The sequence below is a fragment of the Burkholderia sp. Ac-20345 genome (assembly GCF_017104825.1).
Taxonomy (GTDB): Bacteria; Pseudomonadota; Gammaproteobacteria; order Burkholderiales; family Burkholderiaceae; genus Burkholderia; species Burkholderia lata_B.
This window is the reverse complement of record NZ_JAAGPO010000009.1, coordinates 40041-62063: the sequence shown is the minus strand read 5'-3', so window position 1 is coordinate 62063 and position 22023 is coordinate 40041. Positions and strand designations below refer to the sequence as shown.

Annotated in this window: 22 protein-coding genes; 5 read left to right on the top strand and 17 right to left on the bottom strand. The window is 65.4% G+C overall.

What is annotated here, in order from left to right; translation table 11 throughout:
- The first annotated feature begins 24 nt into the window (after window positions 1–24).
- Together G3O06_RS06535 and G3O06_RS06530 are read left to right on the top strand one after the other, a co-directional pair.
- Entirely contained in the window at window positions 25–837 is an 813-nt protein-coding gene (locus tag G3O06_RS06535; RefSeq protein ID WP_063805315.1) for a DeoR/GlpR family DNA-binding transcription regulator, read from the top strand.
- Window positions 838–871: 34 nt separating this feature from the next.
- Window positions 872–1411 carry a GNAT family N-acetyltransferase gene (locus G3O06_RS06530; protein ID WP_174980344.1) on the top strand — a complete coding sequence of 180 codons (540 nt, stop codon included), beginning with the start codon at window positions 872–874 and terminating at the stop codon, window positions 1409–1411.
- Between the two features lie 68 nt (window positions 1412–1479).
- On the opposite strand, the gene G3O06_RS06525 is transcribed toward G3O06_RS06530, so the two are convergent.
- Both G3O06_RS06525 and G3O06_RS06520 read right to left on the bottom strand, forming a co-directional pair.
- Entirely contained in the window at window positions 1480–1701 is a 222-nt protein-coding gene (locus G3O06_RS06525; protein ID WP_205815471.1) for a hypothetical protein, read from the bottom strand.
- An 86-nt stretch (window positions 1702–1787) separates the two neighbouring features.
- Window positions 1788–2135, bottom strand: a complete 348-nt coding sequence (locus G3O06_RS06520; RefSeq protein WP_241019554.1) for a hypothetical protein — start codon at window positions 2133–2135, stop codon at window positions 1788–1790.
- 593 nt (window positions 2136–2728) lie between these two features.
- Between G3O06_RS06520 and G3O06_RS06515 the strand changes: the two genes are divergently transcribed.
- Window positions 2729–3439, top strand: coding sequence for a response regulator (locus G3O06_RS06515; protein WP_174967215.1), 711 nt, complete (start codon window positions 2729–2731; stop codon window positions 3437–3439).
- Window positions 3440–3461: 22 nt separating this feature from the next.
- Here the strand turns inward: G3O06_RS06515 and G3O06_RS06510 are convergent, their stop codons facing one another.
- The 10 genes from G3O06_RS06510 to G3O06_RS06465 all read right to left on the bottom strand — a co-directional run bounded on the left by G3O06_RS06510 (window position 3462) and on the right by G3O06_RS06465 (window position 12628).
- Window positions 3462–3944 carry a DUF1641 domain-containing protein gene (locus G3O06_RS06510; RefSeq protein WP_175000743.1) on the bottom strand — a complete coding sequence of 161 codons (483 nt, stop codon included), beginning with the start codon at window positions 3942–3944 and terminating at the stop codon, window positions 3462–3464.
- Between the two features lie 37 nt (window positions 3945–3981).
- Entirely contained in the window at window positions 3982–5160 is a 1179-nt protein-coding gene (locus tag G3O06_RS06505) for a YncE family protein (RefSeq protein WP_205815470.1), read from the bottom strand.
- A gap of 61 nt (window positions 5161–5221) precedes the next feature.
- Window positions 5222–6034, bottom strand: coding sequence for a creatininase family protein (locus tag G3O06_RS06500; protein ID WP_205815469.1), 813 nt, complete (start codon window positions 6032–6034; stop codon window positions 5222–5224).
- Between the two features lie 179 nt (window positions 6035–6213).
- Complete coding sequence (locus G3O06_RS06495) at window positions 6214–6612, bottom strand: RidA family protein (protein WP_174980349.1); 399 nt, start codon at window positions 6610–6612, stop codon at window positions 6214–6216.
- A 90-nt stretch (window positions 6613–6702) separates the two neighbouring features.
- Complete coding sequence (gene benD / locus G3O06_RS06490; protein WP_205815468.1) at window positions 6703–7473, bottom strand: benzoate diol dehydrogenase BenD; 771 nt, start codon at window positions 7471–7473, stop codon at window positions 6703–6705.
- A 2-nt stretch (window positions 7474–7475) separates the two neighbouring features.
- On the bottom strand, window positions 7476–8498 hold the full coding sequence (gene benC / locus G3O06_RS06485) for a benzoate 1,2-dioxygenase electron transfer component BenC (protein WP_205815467.1): 1023 nt from the start codon (window positions 8496–8498) through the stop codon (window positions 7476–7478).
- Between the two features lie 39 nt (window positions 8499–8537).
- Window positions 8538–9026, bottom strand: a complete 489-nt coding sequence (benB, locus tag G3O06_RS06480) for a benzoate 1,2-dioxygenase small subunit (RefSeq protein ID WP_205815466.1) — start codon at window positions 9024–9026, stop codon at window positions 8538–8540.
- Window positions 9023–10381, bottom strand: a complete 1359-nt coding sequence (locus G3O06_RS06475) for a Rieske 2Fe-2S domain-containing protein (RefSeq protein WP_205815465.1) — start codon at window positions 10379–10381, stop codon at window positions 9023–9025. Before G3O06_RS06475 ends, benB begins: the two co-directional genes overlap by 4 nt.
- 114 nt (window positions 10382–10495) lie before the next feature.
- Window positions 10496–11440 carry a catechol 1,2-dioxygenase gene (gene catA / locus G3O06_RS06470; RefSeq protein WP_205815464.1) on the bottom strand — a complete coding sequence of 315 codons (945 nt, stop codon included), beginning with the start codon at window positions 11438–11440 and terminating at the stop codon, window positions 10496–10498.
- Window positions 11441–11491: 51 nt separating this feature from the next.
- Window positions 11492–12628, bottom strand: coding sequence for a muconate/chloromuconate family cycloisomerase (locus G3O06_RS06465; protein WP_205815463.1), 1137 nt, complete (start codon window positions 12626–12628; stop codon window positions 11492–11494).
- Between the two features lie 946 nt (window positions 12629–13574).
- Between G3O06_RS06465 and G3O06_RS06460 the strand changes: the two genes are divergently transcribed.
- Window positions 13575–15515, top strand: a complete 1941-nt coding sequence (locus G3O06_RS06460; protein ID WP_205815462.1) for a hypothetical protein — start codon at window positions 13575–13577, stop codon at window positions 15513–15515.
- 88 nt (window positions 15516–15603) lie between these two features.
- Here the strand turns inward: G3O06_RS06460 and iaaH are convergent, their stop codons facing one another.
- From iaaH to G3O06_RS06440, 4 genes are all read right to left on the bottom strand, one after another.
- The gene (gene iaaH, locus G3O06_RS06455) at window positions 15604–17088 is read right to left on the bottom strand and encodes an indoleacetamide hydrolase (RefSeq protein ID WP_205815461.1); all 1485 of its coding nucleotides are present in this window, start codon (window positions 17086–17088) and stop codon (window positions 15604–15606) included.
- Window positions 17089–17190: 102 nt separating this feature from the next.
- Window positions 17191–17904, bottom strand: a complete 714-nt coding sequence (locus G3O06_RS06450) for a helix-turn-helix transcriptional regulator (RefSeq protein WP_205815460.1) — start codon at window positions 17902–17904, stop codon at window positions 17191–17193.
- A gap of 263 nt (window positions 17905–18167) precedes the next feature.
- A complete protein-coding gene (locus G3O06_RS06445; protein WP_205815459.1) occupies window positions 18168–18605 on the bottom strand; it encodes a hypothetical protein in 438 nt (145 codons plus the stop codon).
- A gap of 223 nt (window positions 18606–18828) precedes the next feature.
- Complete coding sequence (locus G3O06_RS06440; RefSeq protein WP_205815511.1) at window positions 18829–19731, bottom strand: LysR family transcriptional regulator; 903 nt, start codon at window positions 19729–19731, stop codon at window positions 18829–18831.
- 182 nt (window positions 19732–19913) lie between these two features.
- Between G3O06_RS06440 and G3O06_RS06435 the strand changes: the two genes are divergently transcribed.
- Window positions 19914–20690, top strand: a complete 777-nt coding sequence (locus G3O06_RS06435) for a glucose 1-dehydrogenase (protein ID WP_205815458.1) — start codon at window positions 19914–19916, stop codon at window positions 20688–20690.
- Window positions 20691–20750: 60 nt separating this feature from the next.
- Here G3O06_RS06435 and G3O06_RS06430 read toward each other — a convergent pair whose 3' ends face one another.
- On the bottom strand, window positions 20751–21935 hold the full coding sequence (locus tag G3O06_RS06430; protein ID WP_205815457.1) for a sugar transporter: 1185 nt from the start codon (window positions 21933–21935) through the stop codon (window positions 20751–20753).
- Window positions 21936–22023 lie beyond the last annotated feature (88 nt).

Sequence of the window (22023 nt, the reverse complement as noted above, 5' to 3'; positions counted from 1 at the left end):
GCTCCCAGTCTTGCCGAAATGGACATGCCCGCTCACAGAGTGCCTCCGCCGCCCGCCGTCGATCACGCACCGTTGCTCGTCGAGGAACGCCGCCGCCTGATCTGCGAGTTGGTGCGCGAACGGGAGAAAGTCACCGTCGAGGAGCTGGCCGAGCGGTTCGGCATCTCGCTCGTCACGGTGCGCAGCGACCTGAACGCGCTCGCGGCCGCCGGTGCGGTGCTGCGCACGCACGGCGGTGCGCTCGTGCTGCGCGAAAGCGACGAGGTACCGATCGCGGTCAAGCAGAAGCTCCGGCACGCGGAAAAGGTGCGGATCGCGACGGCCGCCGCCGCACTGATCGGCGACGGCGAAACGATACTGCTCGACTCGGGCAGCACGACCGAGGAAATCGCGAAGCAAATCGTCACGATGAAGCTGCAGTCGCTGAACGTGATCACGAATGCGCTGAACGTGGCCGTGCTGCTCGCGGCCGCACCGCATATCAACCTGATCATGCCCGGCGGGCAGCTTCGGCCGAACTCCTATTCGCTGTCGGGGCCGCAGGCCGTCGTCGCGCTTCAGGGGCTGTACGCGGACCGGCTGTTTCTCGGCGTCGACAGCCTCGATCCCGAGATCGGCCTGATGACGCCGCACCTGCTCGAAGCGCAGCTGAACGCGCAGATGCTGAAGATTTCACGCCAGGTCATCGCGGTTGCGGATTCATCGAAGCTGATGAAGCGCAACCTCTCCGTCATCGCAAGCGTCGAGCAGCTCGACATGCTGATCACCGATACGGGCGCCGACGCTGCCGTGGTCGACGACCTGCGTCAGCGCGGCATCGACGTGCTGACGGTCTAGCCGCCCGGCCTTCCCCCCTTTTCCGCCCACCACGATGCCGCCCGTCTCCTCCCCGCCCGTTCTCGATACACCGCGCCTCGTCCTCGAAGGCCATCCCCTCGGCGACTTCGAAGCGCTCGCCACGATGTGGACCGAGCCGAAGGTCGTCGAGCACATCTTCAACGGCGAGCCGTCCGCACCGCGCGACTCGTGGATGCGCATGCTCGCGTATCGCGGGCTGTGGCCGCTGCTGGGCTATGGCTACTGGGCGATTCGGGAAAAGGCATCGGGCCGCTATGTCGGCGATCTCGGCTTCGCCGATTTCCACCGGCTCATCGAGCCGTCGATTCGCGGCGTGCCGGAAGCCGGCTGGGCACTTGCGACGTGGGCGCACGGCAAGGGCTACGCGACCGAAGCGCTCGCGGCCGCGCTCGCGTGGCTCGATGGGCAGCAGCGGTTCGAGCGCAGCGTGTGCGTGATCGCACCGACCAACGTCGCGTCGATCCGCGTGGCGGAGAAAGCCGGTTATGGCGAACCGATCCGGATCCGGTTCAACGACGCCGACACATTGCTGTTTTCGCGCGCGAGCCGGTAGGCTGCGATGCCGCACCGGCTATCACGGGCGTGCCGCATCGGCATGCGGCGCCGGTGCGTCATCCCCGCTCACTCCATGACCGGCTCATAGAGACTGGCAAAGAGCCCGTTGTCCATCGGCCAACAGTTGCCACGCTCATCCAGCAATATCCAGTCGCCCGCCTGCACCGGACGCCAGCCTTCCGGCGTGGCAACCGCCCGTCCGCCGTCACGGGTTTCCACCCGATCGTGGTCGCCATCGACGAACCACCGTGTTGCATCGACATAACTGATGCGTTTTCGAAATCGCATACTGCCACCGAAACGTTGAGACCTGACAGGCCCTTCTGAAGACCTGGCCGCATATTGAGCATGTGCGTCGCGACGTGGCGTGAAACTCACGAGAGCCACGAGGAGGATCGGGAGGCCACGGCGTCCGCCCCGGGCCACAGCGGCTGCGCGGCCAACGCGTTCGCCGCCAGACGGGTTTCGTGCAACGCCTTCCGGCCCTCGGCGACGAGTGCCTCCAGCGTTTCCCGTGCGGCGGTAGAGATCCGCAAATCGGCTTCCTGCATTCTCCCGATCGCCGCGTGGACCTCTTCCGGTTGATCGGGCACAAGCGTCATCAGGAACCTTGAACGCGCTTCCGCGGCGCGGACGGCCTCGCTCCAGTCGGCGCGGGCGACCGCTACTTCGATTGCGTTGGTGAGCACCTCGATACTGTGGACGACTTGCAACTGATCCATTTCGCATTCCTATTTGTCTGACGTACCGCCGACAAGCTTTCCCATCGAAAGCCGGTGCCGCGTCAATTCCGATCCGCCCGCATACGAAGGCGGCAGCCGCGCGCCGAGTGCGGGCAACTGCGTGAATCGATCACTGCCTTCGTCTCTGCAGAGACTTCGACGACGGGACGGAAACGCGGCACGTCATGTTCCCGGCCAGTGGTGAGAATTGTAGGGAGCCATCTACGGCAGATCGTGTAATATTTCGTAATGATCTGTCGAGTAATCTTTACCTGGCCTGAATCGAATGGCGTCGCGGCGTCCACATCAGCCGATTTCCGCGAACGCTTTTGCCCGAACTACGCCTGGTCAGGGTCCGCTGCCGGCTACGAGCCAGATATCGCGCTGAAGGATCTCACCCGCTCATCGGGTCGTTCGTCGACGTTTGTTGCAGAACGGCAAAGATTTCCGTGCGGAAGGGTTCGACGGACGATGCAGATTTCACCACATTCCACCGGAATGTTTCGCAGTATCATCCGCGTCGCCTCGGCTACCACGCGTTCGGACTGGGCCTAACCGCTCGCCGTTTTCCCGTTTTGCCCCCTCGTTTAGCGATGCCCATCCGAATCCTGCTCGTCGAAGACGACGTCCAATTGTCCGCGCTGATCGCAGACTATCTGCGCAAGCATCAGTACGACGTGGACACGCTGCTTGACGGCACCGACGCCGTGTCCACGATCGTCGCGCGTCGCCCCGACCTGGTGATTCTCGACATCAATCTGCCGGGCAAGGACGGCTTCGAGATTTGCCGCGAGGCACGCATGCAGTACGACGGCATCGTCATCATGATGACGGCCCGTGACGAACAGTTCGACGAGTTGCTCGGCCTGGAATTCGGCGCGGACGACTTTCTCCACAAACCGGTCGAGCCGCGCATCCTGCTCGCGCGGATCAAGGCCCACCTGCGACGGATACGCATGCGCTCGGCCGACGTCGCACCGGCATCGCCCCATCGATTCGAGTTCGGCAAGTTTTCGATCGACCGGGCCGATCGCAAGGTTCGCCTTCCTGACGGTAGCGCGCCTCGCCTGACTTCAACCGAATTCGACCTGCTGTGGGCCCTTGCCTGCCGCGCCGGCGAGGTGGTCAGCCGGGAAGACCTGACGGTGCTGTTACGCGGGATCGAGTTCGACGGCTTCGACCGCTCGATCGACGGCCGCATCTCGAAGCTGCGCCGCAAGCTGTGTGACGACGTCACGGAGCCGAAGCGAATCAAGACGATCCGCTGCAAGGGCTATCAGTTCAGCAAGCACGCGTGGGAATGACGCGGCATGCAACCGGACACCGTCACGTGCCCTTCGTCTGCTCGCCGGGCGCGGTAACGGGCGTCCCCGGATCGCGCGCAAGCCCTTGCGCGAACACCTTCAAGCCTTCGAGCAACGGCGTCAACGCGTCCCACAGCGCTTCGTCGTGCAGGAGCCGGTAGGCGCCGCGCACGCCGGGGGCGACATGCTCGTGCTGTGCCGGCTGCCACGCGCCGACGTGGTGCAGCGCGTCGGCGGCCGCGAACACGGCCCTGCCGAACTGCTCGGGCGGAATGCGCGACAGCGCCATCAGCAGCACCGCGAGATTCTGCATGCCGCTCTGCATGCCCGGCTTGTCGAGCGCATCGACGAACGTGTCGGCCAGCCGCGCGTTCGCGCTGACGACCTCGCTCGCCAAATGCAGGAATCCATGCCGGTGCAGGCTGCCGAGCAAGTGCTCGAGTGCATCGTGTGCGCCAGGCTCCGCGTGCGGAGGCGTCGTGTCAGGGGACTGGGGTTCGGTCATCGGCTTTCTCCGGTTGGGACGCCACGTGGCCGCCGCCCTACCGCATGTTTCCCGTATGGCCGAGCGAATAACGCCCCGGCTGCGGCCACACGGTCAGGCCGTGCGGCTCCATGCCGACGGGAATCGACCGGACCGCGCCGCTCGCGGTGTCGATCGCGTAGACGACGTCATCGAAGCGGCCCGACAGCCACAGCGTCTTGCCGTCCGCGCTGACGTTGCCCATGTCGGGGCTGCCGCCGCCGGGGATCGGCCAGGTCGCGACCACCTTGCGCGTCGCAAAATCGAGCACCGATACGCTGCCCTTGCCGTGGCGCGGCCCGTGGACATGATTGGAGCCGCGATTCGCGATATAGAGCTTGGTGCCGTCGCGGCTCGGATACAGCCCGTGCGTGCCGACGCCGGTGCGGATGAAACCGGCTTTCGTGAAGCCGTCGCCATCGATGACGTATACGCCGTCTGCCATCATGTCGGCGACATAGAACACCTTGCCGTCCGGCGACACGCGGATGTCCTGCGGCATCCCCTTCCGGTCGAGTTCGAGGTAGCCGATCACCTTGCGGTTCACCAGGTCGATCTTCGCGAGCTTGCCGCCGAACTCGCACGTGAAGAGCACATACCGGCCGTCGATCGAAAAGTCAGCATGGTTGATGCCCTTGCATTGCGGCACATCGAGGCTCGATTTCAGCGCCATCGTGTTCGGATCGCGGAAGTCGAGCCGCGCATGCGCCTCGGCCACCACGATCGCCTCCTTGCCGTCGGGCGTGAAATACATGTTGTACGGATCGTCGACGCTCACTGCCTGGCCGGGCTTGCCCGTCTTCGGGTCGATCGGCGTCAGGCTGCCGTCGGTCCGCCCTTCCGCATTGTTCGCGACCCACAGTGTCTGCAGATCCCATGCCGGCACGACGTGCTGCGGACTGCGGCCGACCGCGAACCGGTCGACGACCTTGTACGTGGCCGGGTCGATCACGTAGACGTCGTTCGATCTCAGGTTCGGCACATAGATGCGCGGCAATGCGCCCGCTACCGCCGCGCTCATGCGGCCGGCCTGCGCCTCGCTGTACAGGTTGTCGGGGTTGATGACGGGCGGCATGCCGGGCACGGCCGCGACGGCTGGCGCCGCAAGCGCACCGTGAGCGCCAAAGCCGGCCAGCGCTGCCGCGATGACGATCGCGGGACGGGAGAAGCGGATGTGACGGCGAAAGCGCGGTTGCATGACGATGTCCCTGTTCGATTGAATGGAACGACGGCAAAGGCGGTGCGATGGCAAGGCTGCGTCAGCGGCCGGCGATTTCCTTTCTGATCGCGTCGACGGTACGCGACACGATCGCGTCGGTGCCCAGCCGGCCGAGTTCGACACTCGCATGACGCGGATCGCCGCCGTAGACGCCGTCGACAGCGCCGGGCTTCGCGGCGTTGCGCAGCTTGTCGACCCTGACCATGCGCGGCTCGACGGCCAGCAGCAGCGACGTATCGGCCAGCCCCGCGTGCGTGCCGATATCCGCGGCCGGCACGCCGTGCTCGCGCAGGATCTGGTCATAACCGTCGGAACTGGTGCCGTAATACGCGGCCGGCACGAACGCGCGCGCGCCCGTGCCGGCCCACGACTTGTTGAGCCGGGCGACCGACTGTCTGATGTCGTTCTGGTAGCCGCCGTGGTCGCCGAGGAACACGATGTTCGTGAAGCCATGGACCCGGAAGCTGTTGGCTGCGGACTCGAGGGTCTTTTCGAAGACGTCGTCGGGCACGGTGATCGTGCCCGGGAAGCGCATGTGCGACGTCGTCGGCGCGTAACCGCCCTCGGGCACATAAGCGATGACGGGCGCAACGATCGCGTTGCCGAGGCCTTCCGCGATCCGCTCGGACAGCACTTTGACCCGCGCGTTGTGCTTGCCGAGCGCCACGTACGGCCCGCTTTGCTCGGTCGCGCCGACCGGAATCAGGATGGTGGTCTTACCGGCCCGGATGCTGTCGCGCAGTTCGGTCCAGGTCATGTCTTCGAGCTGCACCGTTCCCGGCACCTGGGCGAGCGCGGCTTGCGCGACGGTGAAAGCGAGGGCGGCGAAGATGGCGCGTGGCAGGCATTTCATCGCGGATTCTCGACGGAAGGAAAGAGACGACGCTGCGTTCCCTCGCACCATAAACGAACTCGCGCGACTTGTCGCTGACCGCGGCGCGACGATTCACGCCGAAGGTCGCGAGAAAGCCATTCGTCAGGATTCCGTCGCGCGTCGCGAAGTCTCTCGAGCCAGCACCTCGTCACCGCGAATCACGCCGCCGACACGGCCACTGCCTTGATCTCGACGATATAGCCGGGCGCGCCGCCCAGCATGTGCGCACCGACCGCCGTCCACGCCGGCTTCGGGTGCGCATCGAGGTAGCGGTCGCGCACCTGCATGAACAGCGGCAGGTCGCGCATGTCGGTATGGAACGTCGTCAGGTCGACCACGTCGCTGAACGTTGCGCCGGCGGCTTCCAGCACGTGCTTCAGGTTCTCGAATGCCTGCACGATCTGGGCTTCACGGCCTTCGACGAGTTGCATCGCCGCATCGCGGCCAATCTGGCCGGATACGTACAGCGTATCGCCGACCTTCAGGCCGGGCGCGTAGCCGATCTTCTCGTACACCGCTTCCATTCCCGCCGGAACGATGGCTTTGCGATCACGCATGGAGGTCTCCGTGGCCGGCTTCATCGCGCCGGCCGGTTGGTTGTCGATGAAATACGTTGAACACCTGCAAGCGGCGTTGTGATGCGCCGCTCAACCCGTATCGCCGCCCGCGACCGGCAGCACCGTGCCGGTGATGTAGCTCGCGTCGTCGGACGCGAGGAACAGGATCGGCGCGATCTGTTCGTCGAGGCTGCCGTAGCGCTTGAAGAACGTCGATTCCGTAACCTGGCGCACGGCTTCGCCCATCCACGCCTGTTCCTGTTCACTGTCGCCGGCCGCGTTGCGCGGCACGCGGCGCGGCGGCGCGCTGGTGCCGCCCGGCGCGGTGGCCACGACCCGGATGTTGTGCGCCGCGTATTCCATCGCGAGCGCCGCCGTCAGCGCATTGACGCCGCCTTTCGCCGCCGAGTACGGCACGCGGCGGATGCCGCGCGTCGCGTTCGACGAGATGTTGACGATCGTGCCGCCGCCGCGCGCGAGCAGGTGCGGCAACACCGCGTGGCACGTATAGAGCGTCGGCATCAGCGAGCGGCGGATTTCCGCATCGATCTGCGCCGGCTCGAATTCGGCGAACGGGCGCATGCGAATCGCGCCGCCGACGCCGTTGATCAGGATGTCGATGCCGCCGAACGTCTGCACGGCGTGTGCGACCGCCGCATGCGCACCTTCGTACGTTTCGAGATCGGCGACGAATCCGGCCGTCTCGCAACCGGTCGCTTCGGCCGCGACCTCGGCGACGAAATCCGCGCGATCGACGAACAGCACCCTGCCGCCTTCGGCCGCCGCGCGCAGCGCGACGCCGCGGCCGATGCCCTGCGCGGCGCCCGTGACGACGATGACCTTGCCAGAGAATCGTTGCATGATCACGCTGCCTTTGCCGTGACGTTGGGGGTGAACTTCTCGTAGTGGAAGCTGTTCGGCTTCACGCCTTCGTCGTCGAAGTACTTGCGCACCGCGTCGACCATCGGCGGCGGCCCGCACAGATACACGTCGACGTCGCCGTCGTTCAGCGCATCGGCCGGGATGTGCTGCGTAACCCAGCCCTTGCGCGCATGGCTCGAATCCGCGTCCGCGACGACCGTCGCGAAGCTGAAGTTCGGCAGTTTCGCCGCGTAGGCTTCGATCGCTTCGACCAGCACGAGATCGAGATCGCGCGTCACCCCGTAGATCAGGTGCACCTTGTGCTGCGACCCGGTGCGCACGAGCACCTCGAGCATCGACAGGAACGGTGCGAGCCCCGTGCCGCCTGCGAGGAACAGCAGCGGCCGCTGCACGTCGCGCAGGTAGAAGCTGCCGAGCGGCCCGTGCAGTTCCAGCGTGTCGCCGGGTTGCGCCGATTCGAGCCACGTGCTCATCACGCCGCCGGGAATCTTCTTGATCAGGAAGCTGACCTTCGCGTCGGCCGGCGCCGACGAGAACGAGTACGAGCGATGCTGGCCGCTCGCGGGCACGTCGATGTTCACGTACTGGCCCGGCAGGAAGACCGGCGCGGCCGCGCCGACGTCGAGTTCGAGCACGACGGCCGCATCGTTGTGCTGCTCGACCTTCGTGACCGTGGCGGCGAACCCGCTCTGGCCCGTCTTGCATGCGACCGACGACGTCGGCACCGCGATCACGCAATCGCTTTGCGGCACCATCTGGCAGGTCAGCACGAGGCCGCCGTCCTTTTCGTCTTCGGTGAGCGCGTCGTCGATGTAATCGTCGCCGAGGTCGTAGCTACCGCTTTCGGCGCGGCACTTGCAGGTGCCGCACACGCCGTCGGAGCAATCCATCGGCAGGTTGATCTTCGCGCGGAAGGCCGCGTCGAGAACCTTCTCGCCGGCCTTGCAATCGATGAAGCGGGTTACCCCGTCCTCGAAATTCAGTGCAATCTTGTAGCTGGACATGGCGTCACCTCCACTTCCTTTCATGACAAAGCAACGGTGTCAGACGTGATAGACGTCGAGCACCTGCCGGATGTAGTCGTTCTTCAGCACGATCTTCTTGTACGAGATCAGCAGTTCATCGCCCGCACGGCGCAACGTGACGAACATCGTGCCGAAGAAGTGATCGGTCACGCGGTAGCGGTGGTTCAGCGTGTGAAAGTTGTAGCGCACGTCCACCTCGCCGTCGCGTTCGGCCAGCACCTCGACATTCGTCACGTTGTGGCTGGTGCGCGGCTCGGGCGTCGATGCGCCGCTGCGCTCGGTCTTGATCCGGAACACGCGATCCTCGAGGCCGCCGCGGTCCGGGTAGTACATCAGCGAGATCTGGCTCTGGTGATCCTCGGTCGGCCGATCGTCGTCGTCCCACGCGGGCATCCAGTACGTGACGTCCTCCGTGTAGCAGGTCAGCCACTCGTCCCACTGGCGATCGTCGAGCAGGCGCGCTTCGCGATACAGCGCCGCGCAAATGATCCGGTAATCGAAGCTCATGCTGCCACCTCCCCGCGTTCTTTCTTCAGCGCATCGCGCATCACATGCACCCAGTGTTCGTGCTGGCACACGAACAGCCCTTCATCTTCGCTGCGCTCGCCGGAAATGCGCGGGTTCAGCCCCATCTTCTTCGCGTTCTCGTCGGGCCCGTCGACCCACAGCGGCGCGCCGCGTGACAGGTCGTTCCACATCGCGGTGATGCCCGCATAGCCGGCCTGGCATGCGCGGAACTCCTCGAGGTCGTCGGCCGTACCCATGCCCGTCACGTTGAAGAAATCTTCGTACTGGCGGATCCGCACCGTGCGGTCGGTCTCGCTCTCGCCCTTCGGCGCGAAGCAGAAGATCGTGACTTCGGTCTTGTCGACGCCGAGCGGCCGCACCACGCGGATCTGCGTGCTGAACTGGTCCATCAGGAACACGTTCGGGTACACGCACAGGTTGCGTGTCTGGTTGACGATGAAGTCGGCCTGCACGTCGCCGACGCGCGCCTTGATCTCGTCACGGTGCTGGTACACCGGCCGCACTTCCGGGTTCATCGTCTGCGTCCACAGCAGGATGTGGCCGTTGTCGAAGCCGTACACGCCCGCGACCGACTTGCTCCAGCTGTTCGCGTCGACGGCCTTGGTGCCGTCTTCCTTGCGGCGGCCCATCGTCGCCGCGTAGTTCCAGTGCACGGTGCTGACGTGGTAGCCGTCGCAGCCGTTCTCCATCTGCATCTTCCAGTTGCCTTCGTAGATGTAGGACGAGTTGCCGCGCAGCACTTCGAGCCCGTTCGGCGCCTGGTCGACGATCTGGTCGATGATCACGCGCGCTTCGCCGAGATACTCTTCGAGCGGCAGCACGTCGGCGCTGAGGCTGCCGAACAGGAAGCCGCGATAGTTCGCGAAGCGCGCGACCTTCTTCAGGTCGTGCGAGCCGTGCGTGTTGAACTGCACCGGATACTCGGTCGTCTTCTCGTCCTTCACCTTCAGCAGCTTGCCGGTGTTCGAGAACGTCCAGCCGTGGAACGGGCACGTGAAGCTGCCCTTGTTGCCGTGCTTGCGGCGGCACAGCATCGCGCCCTTGTGTGCGCAGGCATTGATCACCGCGTGCAGCTCGCCCGTCTTGTCGCGCGTGATCACGATCGGCTGGCGGCCGATCCACGTCGTGTAGTAATCGTTGTTGGCCGGGATCTGGCTTTCGTGCGCCAGGTACACCCAGTTGCTCTCGAAGATGTGCTTCATCTCGAGCTCGTACAGCTCGGCGTTCGTGAAGATGTCGCGGCGGCAGCGGAATACGCCTGCCTCCTTGTCGTCCTGCACGGCGGTGGCGAGCAGGTGATCCAGGTCGGTGGCTTGGTCGATCGTGGCGGACATGTTGGCTCCTCCCATGCGCGTGCCGCGTCCTGCAAGCACGCTCGCATCGGTAATCGGTTGAATCTCGCGGGAACCCGGCCGGCGGCGGCGCATCCGCGCCGCGCCGGCGGGCGGTTAGGCCGTCGCGGCTGCGCGCGGGCGGTGGACGATCTGGTTGTCCTTGCCCTGCACCAGCGGCGTCAGCACGAAGTTGAACTCGATGTCCTGGTACGCATCGGCCTTCATGCCGAGCGCCGTGCCGCCGGTCTTGTCGACCACGGGCGGGATCAGCTCCTCGCGCGTCGCATACGCGAAGTCATCCCAGATCAGCGGATCGCCGTCGATGTTGAACTGCGTCGTCAACTTGCGGTGGTCGTTGCTGTCGACGAAGAAGTGCACGTGCGCCGGGCGGTTGCCGTGGCGGCCGAGGCCGTTCAGCAGCTGCTGCGTCGCGCCTTGCGGCGGGCAGCCGTAGCCGACCGGCATCAGCGTACGGAATTCGTACTTGCCGTCGGCGCCCGTCTTCACGGCACCGCGCAGGTTGAAATCGCTCTGCTTGCCGGTCGGGTCGAAGTGCGAATAGAAGCCGTGCGAATTCGCGTGCCAGCATTCGACCAGCGCGCCCGCGATCGGCTTGCCGTCGATGCCCGTGACCGTGCCGTGGATCACGAGCGGGCCCGCGCCGTCGTCCGCGTCGAGGTCGATCTTCGACACGCCGTCGCGCACCGGTGCGCCCGCGACATACAGCGGCCCTTCGATCGTGCGCGGCGTGCCGCCGTCGAGGCCGACTGCCTTGTCCGCGGCATCCATCCGGATGTCGAGATACTTCTCGAGGCCGAGGCCGGCCGCGAGCAGCGCCGCTTCGCCGTCCTGGCCGAGCTTGTTCAGGTAGTTGACGCCGGCCCACACTTCGTCGGGCGTGATGTCGAGATCGTCGATCGCCTTGAACAGGTCGCCGAGCAGCCGCAGCACGACCTGCTGCGTGCGCGCATTGCCGCCCTTCGTGCTGTCCGCGCCCGCGTTCGACGCGGCCTTCAGCAGATCCTGCACTTCCCGGGTATCGAAAACTTTGACGCTCATGATGGTGTCTCCACGTGTATTGGGGGAATGACGGCCTTTGCCTGGCTCGGGTTATCGCGCGACCTTCGTCAGCCCGTCGCGAGTGAAACGCCTGACCTTGTCCTCGTCGAGTTCGATGCCGAGGCCAGGGCCGTCCGGCACGGTCAGTTCGAAGTCGCTGTAATCGAGCGGCTGCGTCAGGATCTCTTCGGTGATCAGCAGCGGCCCGAACAGTTCGGTGCCCCACTGCAGGTTCGCGAAACTCGCGAACAGGTGCGCAGACGCCACCGTGCTGAACGCGCCTTCGAGCATCGTGCCGCCGTACAGCTCGATGCCGGCCGCATCCGCGATCGCGGCGACGCGCTGCGCGGCGAACAGGCCGCCGCTCTGTTCGATCTTGATCGCGAACACGTCGGCACCGTGATGCTTCGCGATGTCGAATGCGCTGTCGGGGCCCTGCAGGATTTCATCGGCCATCAGCGCGATCGGGAAGCGGCGCATCAGGCGCGCCAGCGCCGCGGCCGAGGCCACCGGCTGCTCGACCAGTTCGCAGCCGGCATCGGCCAGCGCCGGAATCGCGCGAGCGGCCTGCGTTTCGCTCCACGCCATGTTCACGTCGACGCGCACCGATGCACGATCGCCGACGGCCTTCTTGATCTCGGCCACGTGGCGGATATCGGCCTCGGGCGCCTTCGCGCCGATCTTCAGCTTGAACACGTTGTGGCGGCGCTGGTCGAGCATCCGCTCGGCTTCGGCGATGTCGGTGGCCGTGTCGCCCGATGCGAGCGTCCACGCAACCGGCAGGCGGTCACGGCGGCGGCCGCCGAGCAGTTCGCTCACCGGCACGCCGAGCCGCTTGCCGTGCGCGTCGAGCAGCGCGGTTTCGAGCGCGCTCTTCGCGAAGTGGTTGACCTTCGCGAGCTTGCCGAGGAACGCCATCAGCGTCTGGATGCGCGTCGCGTCCTTGCCGACGATTGCCGGCGCGAGATACGTGTCGATCGCCAGCTTCATCGCTTCGGGGCTTTCCGGGCCGTACGCCATCCCGGCGATCGTCGTGCCTTCGCCGAGGCCCGACACGCCATCGCTGCAGAACACCTTCACGAGCATCAGCGTCTGGCCATACATCGTGGCCACCGACAGCTTGTGCGGGCGGATCGTCGGCAGGTCGACGAGGCGGGTTTCGATGCGTTCGATGGTGACGGAGGACATGGGGCACGCCGTGTGGGTGAAGTTCTTGAGGCGATTTATACGTCTCGGCCGAATCGAGCGTCCAATACTTTTAGGCGGCCGTTTCAATACCTGACAGGTATTGAAACGCGGAAATATCGTCGAAATTCTGCGACTTTCCATACCCTACATGACAGGCAATACGACCTGAAAGCCATGCTGGATCGAGGGGAGCGGCCACCCGGCATGGGGGCCGCCACGGGCTGGCGGTGAAACGGCTGCAGCGGCGGCCGGGGCATGAAAAAGACCGCTTCGCCGGGCCGCATCAGGGTTTTCCTGATGGGTCGCCGGCGTTGACCGGCGGGATTGGCGACGCGCCCGATCGTCGGCAACGGTGGCCGAGCAACGCCGGGCGCGTCGAACCAACGAACGAGACGCATCGCCGGAACGGCACACCGGCACGCTCGACGGGACGGCGGCTGTCCGGCATCGGGATTCCGCCCGAGCGCAGGGGACGTACGCCACAACAGGCTCATCCGGAAGGCGGCCGCTTCCCTTACGGTGACGCATGGCGGACGATCCGGCCGACGTCGACGCCGCCCACTTCCCGCTCGCGCGCAAGTCGAATATCCGCTGACATCCAACAATCAAAAAGCATCCTTATTGATTGGAAAATCCCTTGAGTTAATCGATGTTTATAAAAACATGAGAAACATTTTTTAACTTCCACAAACCTCTTGCGCCGTAAAATTTTGTGACATACATTCAGCACGCCATACTAATGGAGACATCACTTAAGCCCTCGCTTCATTAAAAGAACAGCGGCCCTGATCGGGGTTAATTCACCAAACAATACCTGCGGCGCGTAATCGTGCAGGATTTTTCACGCCTATTAAATTCATTAAAAGACGGCAAACAGGAGGTTGCCAAATAGAGGAGACGTATAAAAATTTTCTCGCTTTTTCAAATTCGAACAGAAGGGGTAAAAATGTCGCGTTTACCTGATGCGAATCATTTCGGCCGTCGACTACCGTCGATCAAGGCCGCCTATCTCGGAGCGGCCATCCTCGCCGCATGTCTCGTATCCGCCTGCGGTGGCGATGACGGCCCGGCCGCTACAACGTCTTCCGCTGCGGCACCGGCGCCGCTACCGCCTCAAACCACGTCCGCCACCACACCAGCATCGCCGTCGCTGCCGCAATTGGCCGCCGACCAGCCCTACGTCGACAACACGGCCTACGACACGACCGCAACCGGATCGCTACCGTCCGCGACGGAAGCAGCGGCCGTGACGCACCATCGCATTACGCTCAACGGCAAGCCCCTGACCTATACGGCGACGGCGGGCCACCTGACCGTGCGGGATCCCAACACCAACGCGCCGACGGCGTCGCTCTTCTATACGGCATACACGCTGGACGGCGCGGACGTCACCAAGCGCCCTGTCACCTTCTTCTTCAACGGCGGGCCCGGTTCATCGTCGAACTTTCTCCATATGGGTTCTTACGCGCCGATGCGGGTATTTTCCGCACAAGGCTCGACCGTCTCCGGTCCCAATGACGTCACCCTGGGAGAAAATCCGCAGACGCTGCTCGACAAGACCGATATCGTGTTCGTCGATCCGCCGGGAACGGGTTATTCCGAAGCGATCGCGCCGAAGCAGAACAAGGATTTCTGGGGTGTCGATGCGGATGAACTGGTCAATGCGGGGCTGATCTACCGCTACCTGAACATCAACAACCGCGGACAGTCGCCGTTGATGATCTACGGCGAGTCGTACGGCGGCCCGCGTGTCGGGATCATGTCGTACACGCTGCACGATACGTACGGAATCAAGCTGAGCGGTCTCCTGATGCAGGCACCCGCGTTGAATTTCTACGAAAATGCCAGTTCCAACCGCTACCCGGACGGGTCGGTTCACCCCGCACGGCGCTATCCGCTTCCTGCATTCACGATTCCCACCATTACAATGGCCGCGAAATACTGGGGGGCAATTAGCGACCCGTCACTGGCCAACCTGAGTCTCACCGATCTTTTTCAAAAGTCTGAAGATTTCGTATTCAACGACCTGAAGAAACTCGCCAATCCGATCGGTAGCGACGGATCGATCGACACGTCCTGGCAAAGCTCGGCTGCCGCGATGACCCAGTCGCAAGCGTCGGTTCAGCCGCTCAATGCACTGCTCGGAAACGGCGTGTACGCGTCGGCAAACAATAGCTACCTCTTCAATCAGGCCGCGACAGGTTCGCCGTCCAGTTCCGCAGACCAAAGCATCACGCTGCGCATGGCCAATGCGATGGTGAGTCAAGTCGGTGCGCAGTCGTTTTATGTGACGAATTTCGGCTTTGTCGCGTCCGTTGATGCGATGGTCAATGGAAAGACGCTCGGGCTTTATGATTTACGCAAGGCGTTAACGGGAACCACGATCCCCGCATCGATCAGCAATTACCTGACTTACGATCCATCCCTTGACGACCTGTCCGCCTATACGCCGATCTTCACGTCGTATGCGTACAACACGCTCAAGTATCAAGCGGTTTCCGGATATCAAGGGCTGAATTCGGCGATCAGTTCTGCCTGGAACAAGCTCACGAGCTATCCGGATGGTTCTCGGCTCCCGTTTCCGGACGCGACCATTTTCATTGCCGACGAAATGGCGATCAATCCGAAAATGCAGGTGCTGACCGCGGCCGGGTACTACGACGGCGTGGTCCCGGCCGCCGCAATCGACTGGGACATGCAATACGTATCGGATCCGAACGGCGGCCAGGTCCCGCAATCGCAAATGCAGTCCAACTACACGCGGGTGCTGTACCCGGGAGGCCATATGGCATACGCAGACGACGCCAGCCGTCAACAGATGCACGACACGCTGGTCGGCTTCTATGCGAAGGCAACCACCAGCTCCATTCCGTCGATGTCCCGGTAGCCGCACCGGCGCGCTGCCAGGAACGCGACAGCCGAGCCGATCGCATTCCGTCGCGATCGGCTCGCCGGGCGTCCTGGCAGATTACGCGTCACGACGCGACGTCGCTGGCCGGGTATCCGGCCAGCCGCCCCTCCACTCCGTACCCGTCATCCGGCGCCGGCAACCGCCCGAGCACCCGCTCGACCTCCAGCGCGACCGCGATGAGCTCGCGATCGGTGCCGGCCGCCCCATCCAGTGCGAGACCGACCGGCAGCCCGGCCGCCGTCAGGCCGGCCGGGACGGTCATGCCCGGTACGCCGGCGTTGCTGCCCGGCTCGGTATTCCGGATGTAGGTCGAGAACACCGAAGCGGTCTCGCCGTTGAGGATCATCGCGTCGCCCGACGGAATCGGGCACGCGGCGGCGATCGTGGTCGGAAACACCAGCGCATCGGCACCGCTGTCGGCAAGGCACTGCCGATACGCGGCACGCGACCGCGTACGCCGGTCGAGCGCGGTGCGGTACGCCGCTTCGGCGATACCGTCCGGGCCGGTGATATGGCGGGCGATCTTCGCGACGTCCGGGCTTCCCACGTTCGCGACGATGTCATCGACCGACAGCTCGTAGCCGTTCTCGACCAGATACGCGTGCATCGACGAACGGAATTCATACATCGCGATGACGGCCGGCTCGTCGTCGAAGAACCCCGGATAGTCGTTCAGGTCGAGGTCGACGCACTCGAATCCCGCCTGCTCCAGCTTTGCCAGCGCGGCATTCGCCACCGCGTCGACATCCGGCGCGAGGCCGCGCCAGAACGTCGTGCGCGGGACCGCCAGGCGCACCGGGCGCGTCGCGCTGCGCGTCGGCATCGACGTCGGCGCGCCAGCGCCAGCGCCGGTGCCCGACAGAATCGCGTCGAGCAGCGCGATGTCCTCGACCGACCGCGCGATCGGGCCGACCGTGTCGCGCGTGCGCGAAATCGGCGCCACGCCAGCCGACGGGTAGCGCCCCACGGTCGGACGAAGGCCGACGGCGCCGCACAGCGCCGCCGGAATCCGGACCGAGCCGCCGGTGTCCGTCCCGAGCGCGGCGGGCACCACGCCCGCGCCGACCAGTGCGCCCGAGCCGCTGCTGCTGCCGCCCGGGATCCGGTTGAAGTCGTACGGGTTGCGTACCGCGCCGGTCACGCGGTTGTTACCCGATACGCCGAATGCCAGCTCGTGCAGGTTCGCCTTGCCCGCGATCAGCGCCCCGTGCGCCAGCAGCCGCGCGACGACCGGCGCGTGCTGCGGCGGCACGCGGTTGCGCAGCGCCAGCGTGCCGTTGCCGGTCGGCAGGCAGGCGGTATCGATGTTGTCCTTGATCGCGATCGGCAGGCCCAGCAGCGCATGCGGGGTAGCCGACGTCGCGAGGTCGCGGTCGCAGCGGGCCGCTTCGGCGAGCAGCCGCGCGTCGTCGACGCATGTAAAGCCGTTCAGGTAGCGCCAGCGTGCGTGCCGCTCGATCAATGCGTACGCGTAGTCGACACAGGAAAACTCCCGGCGCAGGATCGCGTTCCGGGCTTCGGTGAGCGTCAGGGTTCCCAGGGTGGGCATCGTCGTCGTTCCTCGTCACAGGGGATCGTCACAAGGTAGGACGCGCCGATTTTGACGCCCATCATCACAATGGATGACCCCGGCCGTCGGCCGCGCGGCCGGTCACGCCAGCGCGGCCGCCAGGCTCGCGCGGTTGGCGACGCCCTTCTTCGCCATCACGCGCCGCAGGTGCGTGCGGACCGTCGGCACCCCGATGCCGAGCGTGCGCGCGACGTCCTTGTCGGTATAGCCGGCGGCAACGAGCCGCGCGACGTCGCTCTCGCGCTCGGTCAGCCCCGCGCACGCATGGCGCCGCCGCAGCAGCGCGCGCCGGAAAAACGGCTCGATGCCGTTCAGCAGCAGCTTGTCGCGTTCGGTGAAATCGGGCCGCCCCTGCGCCCGCCAGATGCGCAGGTCGCCGACGTGGGTCGCGCCGTCGAACGCGTAGACGTTGATGCCGTGGTGCATGCCGTCGCGGCACAGGAAATCGTTGTAGAACTCGGTCTGCTCCAGCTCGCGCCGGCTCACCACCTCGTCGACACAGGTCGCCACGCGGCGCGCGCACAGTTGCGACGTGACCGGATCGACATGCTGGAACCACGCTTCGTACCGGGCGATCTGCAACGGATCGACGTTGTACGAGAACCCGTTGCGCCACAGGCCGGTTCGTTCGTCGCAGTCGAACGACGCGGCGAAATCGGCACGCAGCAGCTGCGTGATCGCGGGCAGCACGACCGTCCTGACGTCGACGACCGGCCCCAGCTCTTCCAGGCGGGCGACGATGTCGCCGAACAGCCGGAGTTCCTCTGGCGTGATATCGGACGCGGAAAGGTTCATGACGGACGGTTCCTCGGCAAGCCGGTGGAGAACATCTGCATCGAGCGCTTCGACGGGGGCTTTCGCGACGTAGGCCCGAACGAGTGCGGGTTCGCACGATGCGCCATGTTACCCGGCTGGTCGACGCATTGCGTATCGGATACGACACCTGAGCCGTTTGCCCCGGCTCACGAGGCAAGGCACCCGTTTTCCCGAGGAGAACCACGGCCTGCCGACCGCGGCACGGCAGGCCGCCACGTCATTGCGCAAACGTGAAGACCCGCTCAGCGGCCGGCAGCCGCCACCGACGCCTGCCATTGCGCGGCCACGCCAGCGTAATCCCTGACCTTGAAGGCGGAGCCGTCCTGAACGTGGACCCAGCCGAGCGTGCGCTCGGCGAGCGGCTTGTCGTGGTCGTCCGTCGCGATCTTGACGATTGCATGCGCACGCACATGCACGAGACCGTCCGGATAGTCGGACGACGGGTTCGCCAGCGCCACCGTCACGAACGGCCCGAGATCCTGCAGCAGTCGAGCGGTCGGCGGATTGTCGGCCATCAGCAACGAACCGCCCTTCACGCGGTCGTCCACGCGAATGGCCGTGCCGCCCGGCCGCCGTTGCGCAGCGGTCGGCTGCGACATCCACAGCACGTGATCCGGGTTCAGATAGACCACATCGGGGTCGCCCATCGCGTCGCGGGTTTCAATCCGGGGTATCGGCATGCAGAGTCTCCAGTCGAATATCGGGCACCGAATGCGGGTGCGTCGGCACCATGATGATGCCGCAATATGTCGGCTTGCCGCGTGTCTTGCGACGAATGACGCGGCCATCCGTGGCCGTGCCGTGCGCACATTACTGCGTCGCCGGTGCGCCGATGCCGTCGAGCGGTGATTGACGCCGCTTCGCGCCGATTCGATCAGCGGCCGCGCACCCCGGTCGCGCCGGCTACCCTCGCCACGTCGCATCCGCGAGCTTCGCCACCAGCTCGTCGTACACCACCCGGATGCGCCGGGGCATCGGCCCGCGCCGCGGACGATAGACGTGCAGCTTCCACGGCTCGGGTTCGAGGCCGGGCAGCAGCCGCACGAGGCGCCCCTTGTCGATGTACGGCCGGACGAGATACTCCGAGCACTGGCCCAGCCCCACCCCCGCGCATATGGCCTCGATCTCCACCTCGGTATCGTCCGTCAGGTACGCCGGCGACGACGGGACGAACTGGTGCTCCCCCCGAAACATCCACGGCCACGCACGGCCGCTCGCGCGATCGATCAGGCACGTGACCGGCATCGATTCGAGTTCCTTGCGGTTTTTGGGCTCACCCAGCCGCCTGATCAGCGACGGCGCGCCGACGATCCACATCGGTAACGGCCCGACCATGCGCGCGACGAAGCGGTTGTCGCCGATCGCCCCGACGCGCACGCCGATGTCAATCTGTTCGTCGACCACCGGCGACGGCACGTCCGACAGCCTCAGGTCGGGCACGAGCCCCGGATACCGCTGCATGAGATCGCTCAGGATCGGCTGGACGTAACGACGCCCCATACCCGATGGCGCCGTGATCCGGACGACACCCACCGGCTCGTCGGCCTGGCCGGTCGCGGGCCCGAACAGCCCGTCGACGGCGGAAAGCGCTACCTGCGCATCACGCGCGAATGCCTGCCCGAATGCGGTGATCCGGATGCTCCGGGTCGTCCGGTGAAACAGCGTTTCGCCGAGCATCTCTTCCAGTTCGCGCACTGCGCGCGTCACGACCTGCGGCGATACGCCGATACGCGCTGCCGCCTCGCGGAACGTGGGCGCTGCGGCGGCCGCGGCAAAGATCTTCAGGATGTCGAGCCGGTTGAGCATGGAGAACCCTTCTGACGCGCTTGAGGTAACGAGTTTAATTCCCAAAACAGGAATTCTGAATGCGCCATTGTTCCATTTTTTTACGCCGGGCGAGCGACCACAATGCACATCAAGCGTGCATCGCAACCGATTTAACTCAGCCACATGCGTCGCTTTCATCTATCACTCTGGAGAATTTCATCATGAACGCAAGCACGAAACCGGCCCAACTCGACGGCCGCATCGCACTGGTGACGGGCGCCAGTTCCGGCATTGGCCGCGCCTCCGCGATCGAACTCGCGCGGCGCGGCGCAAAGGTCGTCGTCTCCGCGCGGCGCAAGGCCGAGCTCGATCGACTGGTCGACGAAATCGTGACCGCCGGCGGCGAAGCTAAGGCCTTCGTCGCGGACGTCGCGAACGAAGCCGATCTGCGCAAGCTGTTCGATTTCACGGTAGAGACCTACGGACGCCTCGACATCGCGTTCAACAATGCCGGTACGGAAGGCGTGTTCGCGCCGCTGCTCGAGCAGGATGCCGAGCGGTTCGACAGGGTGTTCGAACCGAACGTGCGCGGTGTATTCAATTCGATGAAGTACGCCGCTGAAATCATGCTGCGGCAGGGTTCGGGCAGCATCATCAACAACGCGTCGATGGGCGGGCTGATCGGCTTCGAGAATGCGTCTGTCTATATCGCGAGCAAGCACGCGGTGATCGGGATGACGAAGACCGCTTCGATCGAATGGTTCAAGCGTGGCGTGCGCGTGAACGCACTGTGCCCGGGGCTGATCGAAACGCCGTTCCATCATCGCGGCATCTGGCCGTCGGAGGAGGCGCAACAGGCATTTGCCGCATCGACACCGGCAGGACGCTGGGGCTCCGCCGAAGAGATGGCGACGATCGTCGCGTTCCTCGCGTCGGACGACTCCAGCTATGTGTCGGGGCATGCGCTCGTGGCCGACGGCGGGTACTCGGTGGCATGACACGCGAAAAGCGATGCCGGGCGGTGGCCGCCTGCGCCGCGCGCCGCAACCCGGCGCCGGCTACGCCACCGCCTGCCTCGCATGCAGCCGCAACGCGAGCCACGCGATCCCGACCGCAACCGCGCCGACCACGCCGCCGAACGTGCCGACCCACGGCAGCCCGAAATCGCCGGCGATATGGTTGCCGATCAGCGCACCCGCGCCGATGCCGACGTTGTACAGCCCGGAGAAGATCGACACCGCCAGGTCGGTTCCCTCCGGCGCCAGCTTCAGCACCCATGCCTGCATGGCCAGGCCGAAGCAGACGATCGCGCCGCCCCAGACCAGCGTGTGCACGGACAGCGTGACGATGTTCAGCGCGCACGGGAACAGGATCAGCAGGCATCCTGCCAGCGCGACGATCGACCCGAGCAGGAAGTCGTCCGGCCGGTGCGGATAGATGCGGTTGAAGCAGATCGCGGCCGGTATGCCGGCGACGCCGAACAGGATCAGCACGTAGGTGATCCGGCTGCTGCTCGCATGGTTGACGCTCTGGACGAACGGCTCGATGTACGTGTACGACGTGAAGTGCGCGGACACGACGAGCACGGTGATCGCGTACAGCGCCACCAGCGCGGGCTTGCGCAGGAACACGCCGATGCTGCTGAGCGACCCGGCGCCCTGGCTCGGCGATACCGGCAACGTCGCGCGCAGCAGCAGCAACGCGACGCCCGCCGCGCCGGCAATGATCAGGAACGTGACCCGCCAGCCGAACGTCTCGCCGACCACGCGCCCGAGCGGAATGCCGGCCACCATCGCGATCGCCGTGCCCATCGCCAGCAGGCTGAGCGCGCGGCTTTTCCGGTCGCTCGGCGCGAGCCGCACGGCCAGCGGCACGGAAATCGACCAGAACACCGCATGCGCGCATGCGATGCCCAGCCGGCCGACCATCAGCACCGCGAAATTCCACGCGACGCCGGTCACCACGTGACTGCCGATGAACACCAGCAACGCCCCCGTCAGCAGCTTGCGGCGCTCGACATGGCGCGTGGCCAGCGTCAGCGGCAGCGACACGACGGCCACGGCCCACGCGTAGATCGTCAGCATCAGGCCGACGTCGGTCGGCTGCATGTGCAGGCTGTCGCCGATCGCGCTGAGCAGCGCGACGGGCACGAATTCGGTGGTATTGAAGATGAAGGCGGTGAGTGCCAGGGCCAGTACGCCCCACCACGAGTGCTTGGAACTGACGGCGTCCGGTGTAGCCATGCCTGGAATCGACGAGACGAGGGTTGGGGGCGCGCGGCACGGAGAACCCGGCCCGGCGATCGCCGCGATTGTACCAGCGGCGCATGAC

Bases quoted from the DNA above. Each gene is read 5' to 3' on its own strand.
- G3O06_RS06535 (WP_063805315.1), top strand. From the start codon at position 25: ATGCCCGCTCACAGAGTGCCTCCGCCGCCCGCCGTCGATCACGCACCG.
- G3O06_RS06530 (WP_174980344.1), top strand. From the start codon at position 872: ATGCCGCCCGTCTCCTCCCCGCCCGTTCTCGATACACCGCGCCTCGTC.
- G3O06_RS06525 (WP_205815471.1), bottom strand. From the start codon at position 1,701: ATGCGATTTCGAAAACGCATCAGTTATGTCGATGCAACACGGTGGTTC.
- G3O06_RS06520 (WP_241019554.1), bottom strand. From the start codon at position 2,135: ATGGATCAGTTGCAAGTCGTCCACAGTATCGAGGTGCTCACCAACGCA.
- G3O06_RS06515 (WP_174967215.1), top strand. From the start codon at position 2,729: ATGCCCATCCGAATCCTGCTCGTCGAAGACGACGTCCAATTGTCCGCG.
- G3O06_RS06510 (WP_175000743.1), bottom strand. From the start codon at position 3,944: ATGACCGAACCCCAGTCCCCTGACACGACGCCTCCGCACGCGGAGCCT.
- G3O06_RS06505 (WP_205815470.1), bottom strand. From the start codon at position 5,160: ATGCAACCGCGCTTTCGCCGTCACATCCGCTTCTCCCGTCCCGCGATC.
- G3O06_RS06500 (WP_205815469.1), bottom strand. From the start codon at position 6,034: ATGAAATGCCTGCCACGCGCCATCTTCGCCGCCCTCGCTTTCACCGTC.
- G3O06_RS06495 (WP_174980349.1), bottom strand. From the start codon at position 6,612: ATGCGTGATCGCAAAGCCATCGTTCCGGCGGGAATGGAAGCGGTGTAC.
- benD (WP_205815468.1), bottom strand. From the start codon at position 7,473: ATGCAACGATTCTCTGGCAAGGTCATCGTCGTCACGGGCGCCGCGCAG.
- benC (WP_205815467.1), bottom strand. From the start codon at position 8,498: ATGTCCAGCTACAAGATTGCACTGAATTTCGAGGACGGGGTAACCCGC.
- benB (WP_205815466.1), bottom strand. From the start codon at position 9,026: ATGAGCTTCGATTACCGGATCATTTGCGCGGCGCTGTATCGCGAAGCG.
- G3O06_RS06475 (WP_205815465.1), bottom strand. From the start codon at position 10,381: ATGTCCGCCACGATCGACCAAGCCACCGACCTGGATCACCTGCTCGCC.
- catA (WP_205815464.1), bottom strand. From the start codon at position 11,440: ATGAGCGTCAAAGTTTTCGATACCCGGGAAGTGCAGGATCTGCTGAAG.
- G3O06_RS06465 (WP_205815463.1), bottom strand. From the start codon at position 12,628: ATGTCCTCCGTCACCATCGAACGCATCGAAACCCGCCTCGTCGACCTG.
- G3O06_RS06460 (WP_205815462.1), top strand. From the start codon at position 13,575: ATGTCGCGTTTACCTGATGCGAATCATTTCGGCCGTCGACTACCGTCG.
- iaaH (WP_205815461.1), bottom strand. From the start codon at position 17,088: ATGCCCACCCTGGGAACCCTGACGCTCACCGAAGCCCGGAACGCGATC.
- G3O06_RS06450 (WP_205815460.1), bottom strand. From the start codon at position 17,904: ATGAACCTTTCCGCGTCCGATATCACGCCAGAGGAACTCCGGCTGTTC.
- G3O06_RS06445 (WP_205815459.1), bottom strand. From the start codon at position 18,605: ATGCCGATACCCCGGATTGAAACCCGCGACGCGATGGGCGACCCCGAT.
- G3O06_RS06440 (WP_205815511.1), bottom strand. From the start codon at position 19,731: ATGCTCAACCGGCTCGACATCCTGAAGATCTTTGCCGCGGCCGCCGCA.
- G3O06_RS06435 (WP_205815458.1), top strand. From the start codon at position 19,914: ATGAACGCAAGCACGAAACCGGCCCAACTCGACGGCCGCATCGCACTG.
- G3O06_RS06430 (WP_205815457.1), bottom strand. From the start codon at position 21,935: ATGGCTACACCGGACGCCGTCAGTTCCAAGCACTCGTGGTGGGGCGTA.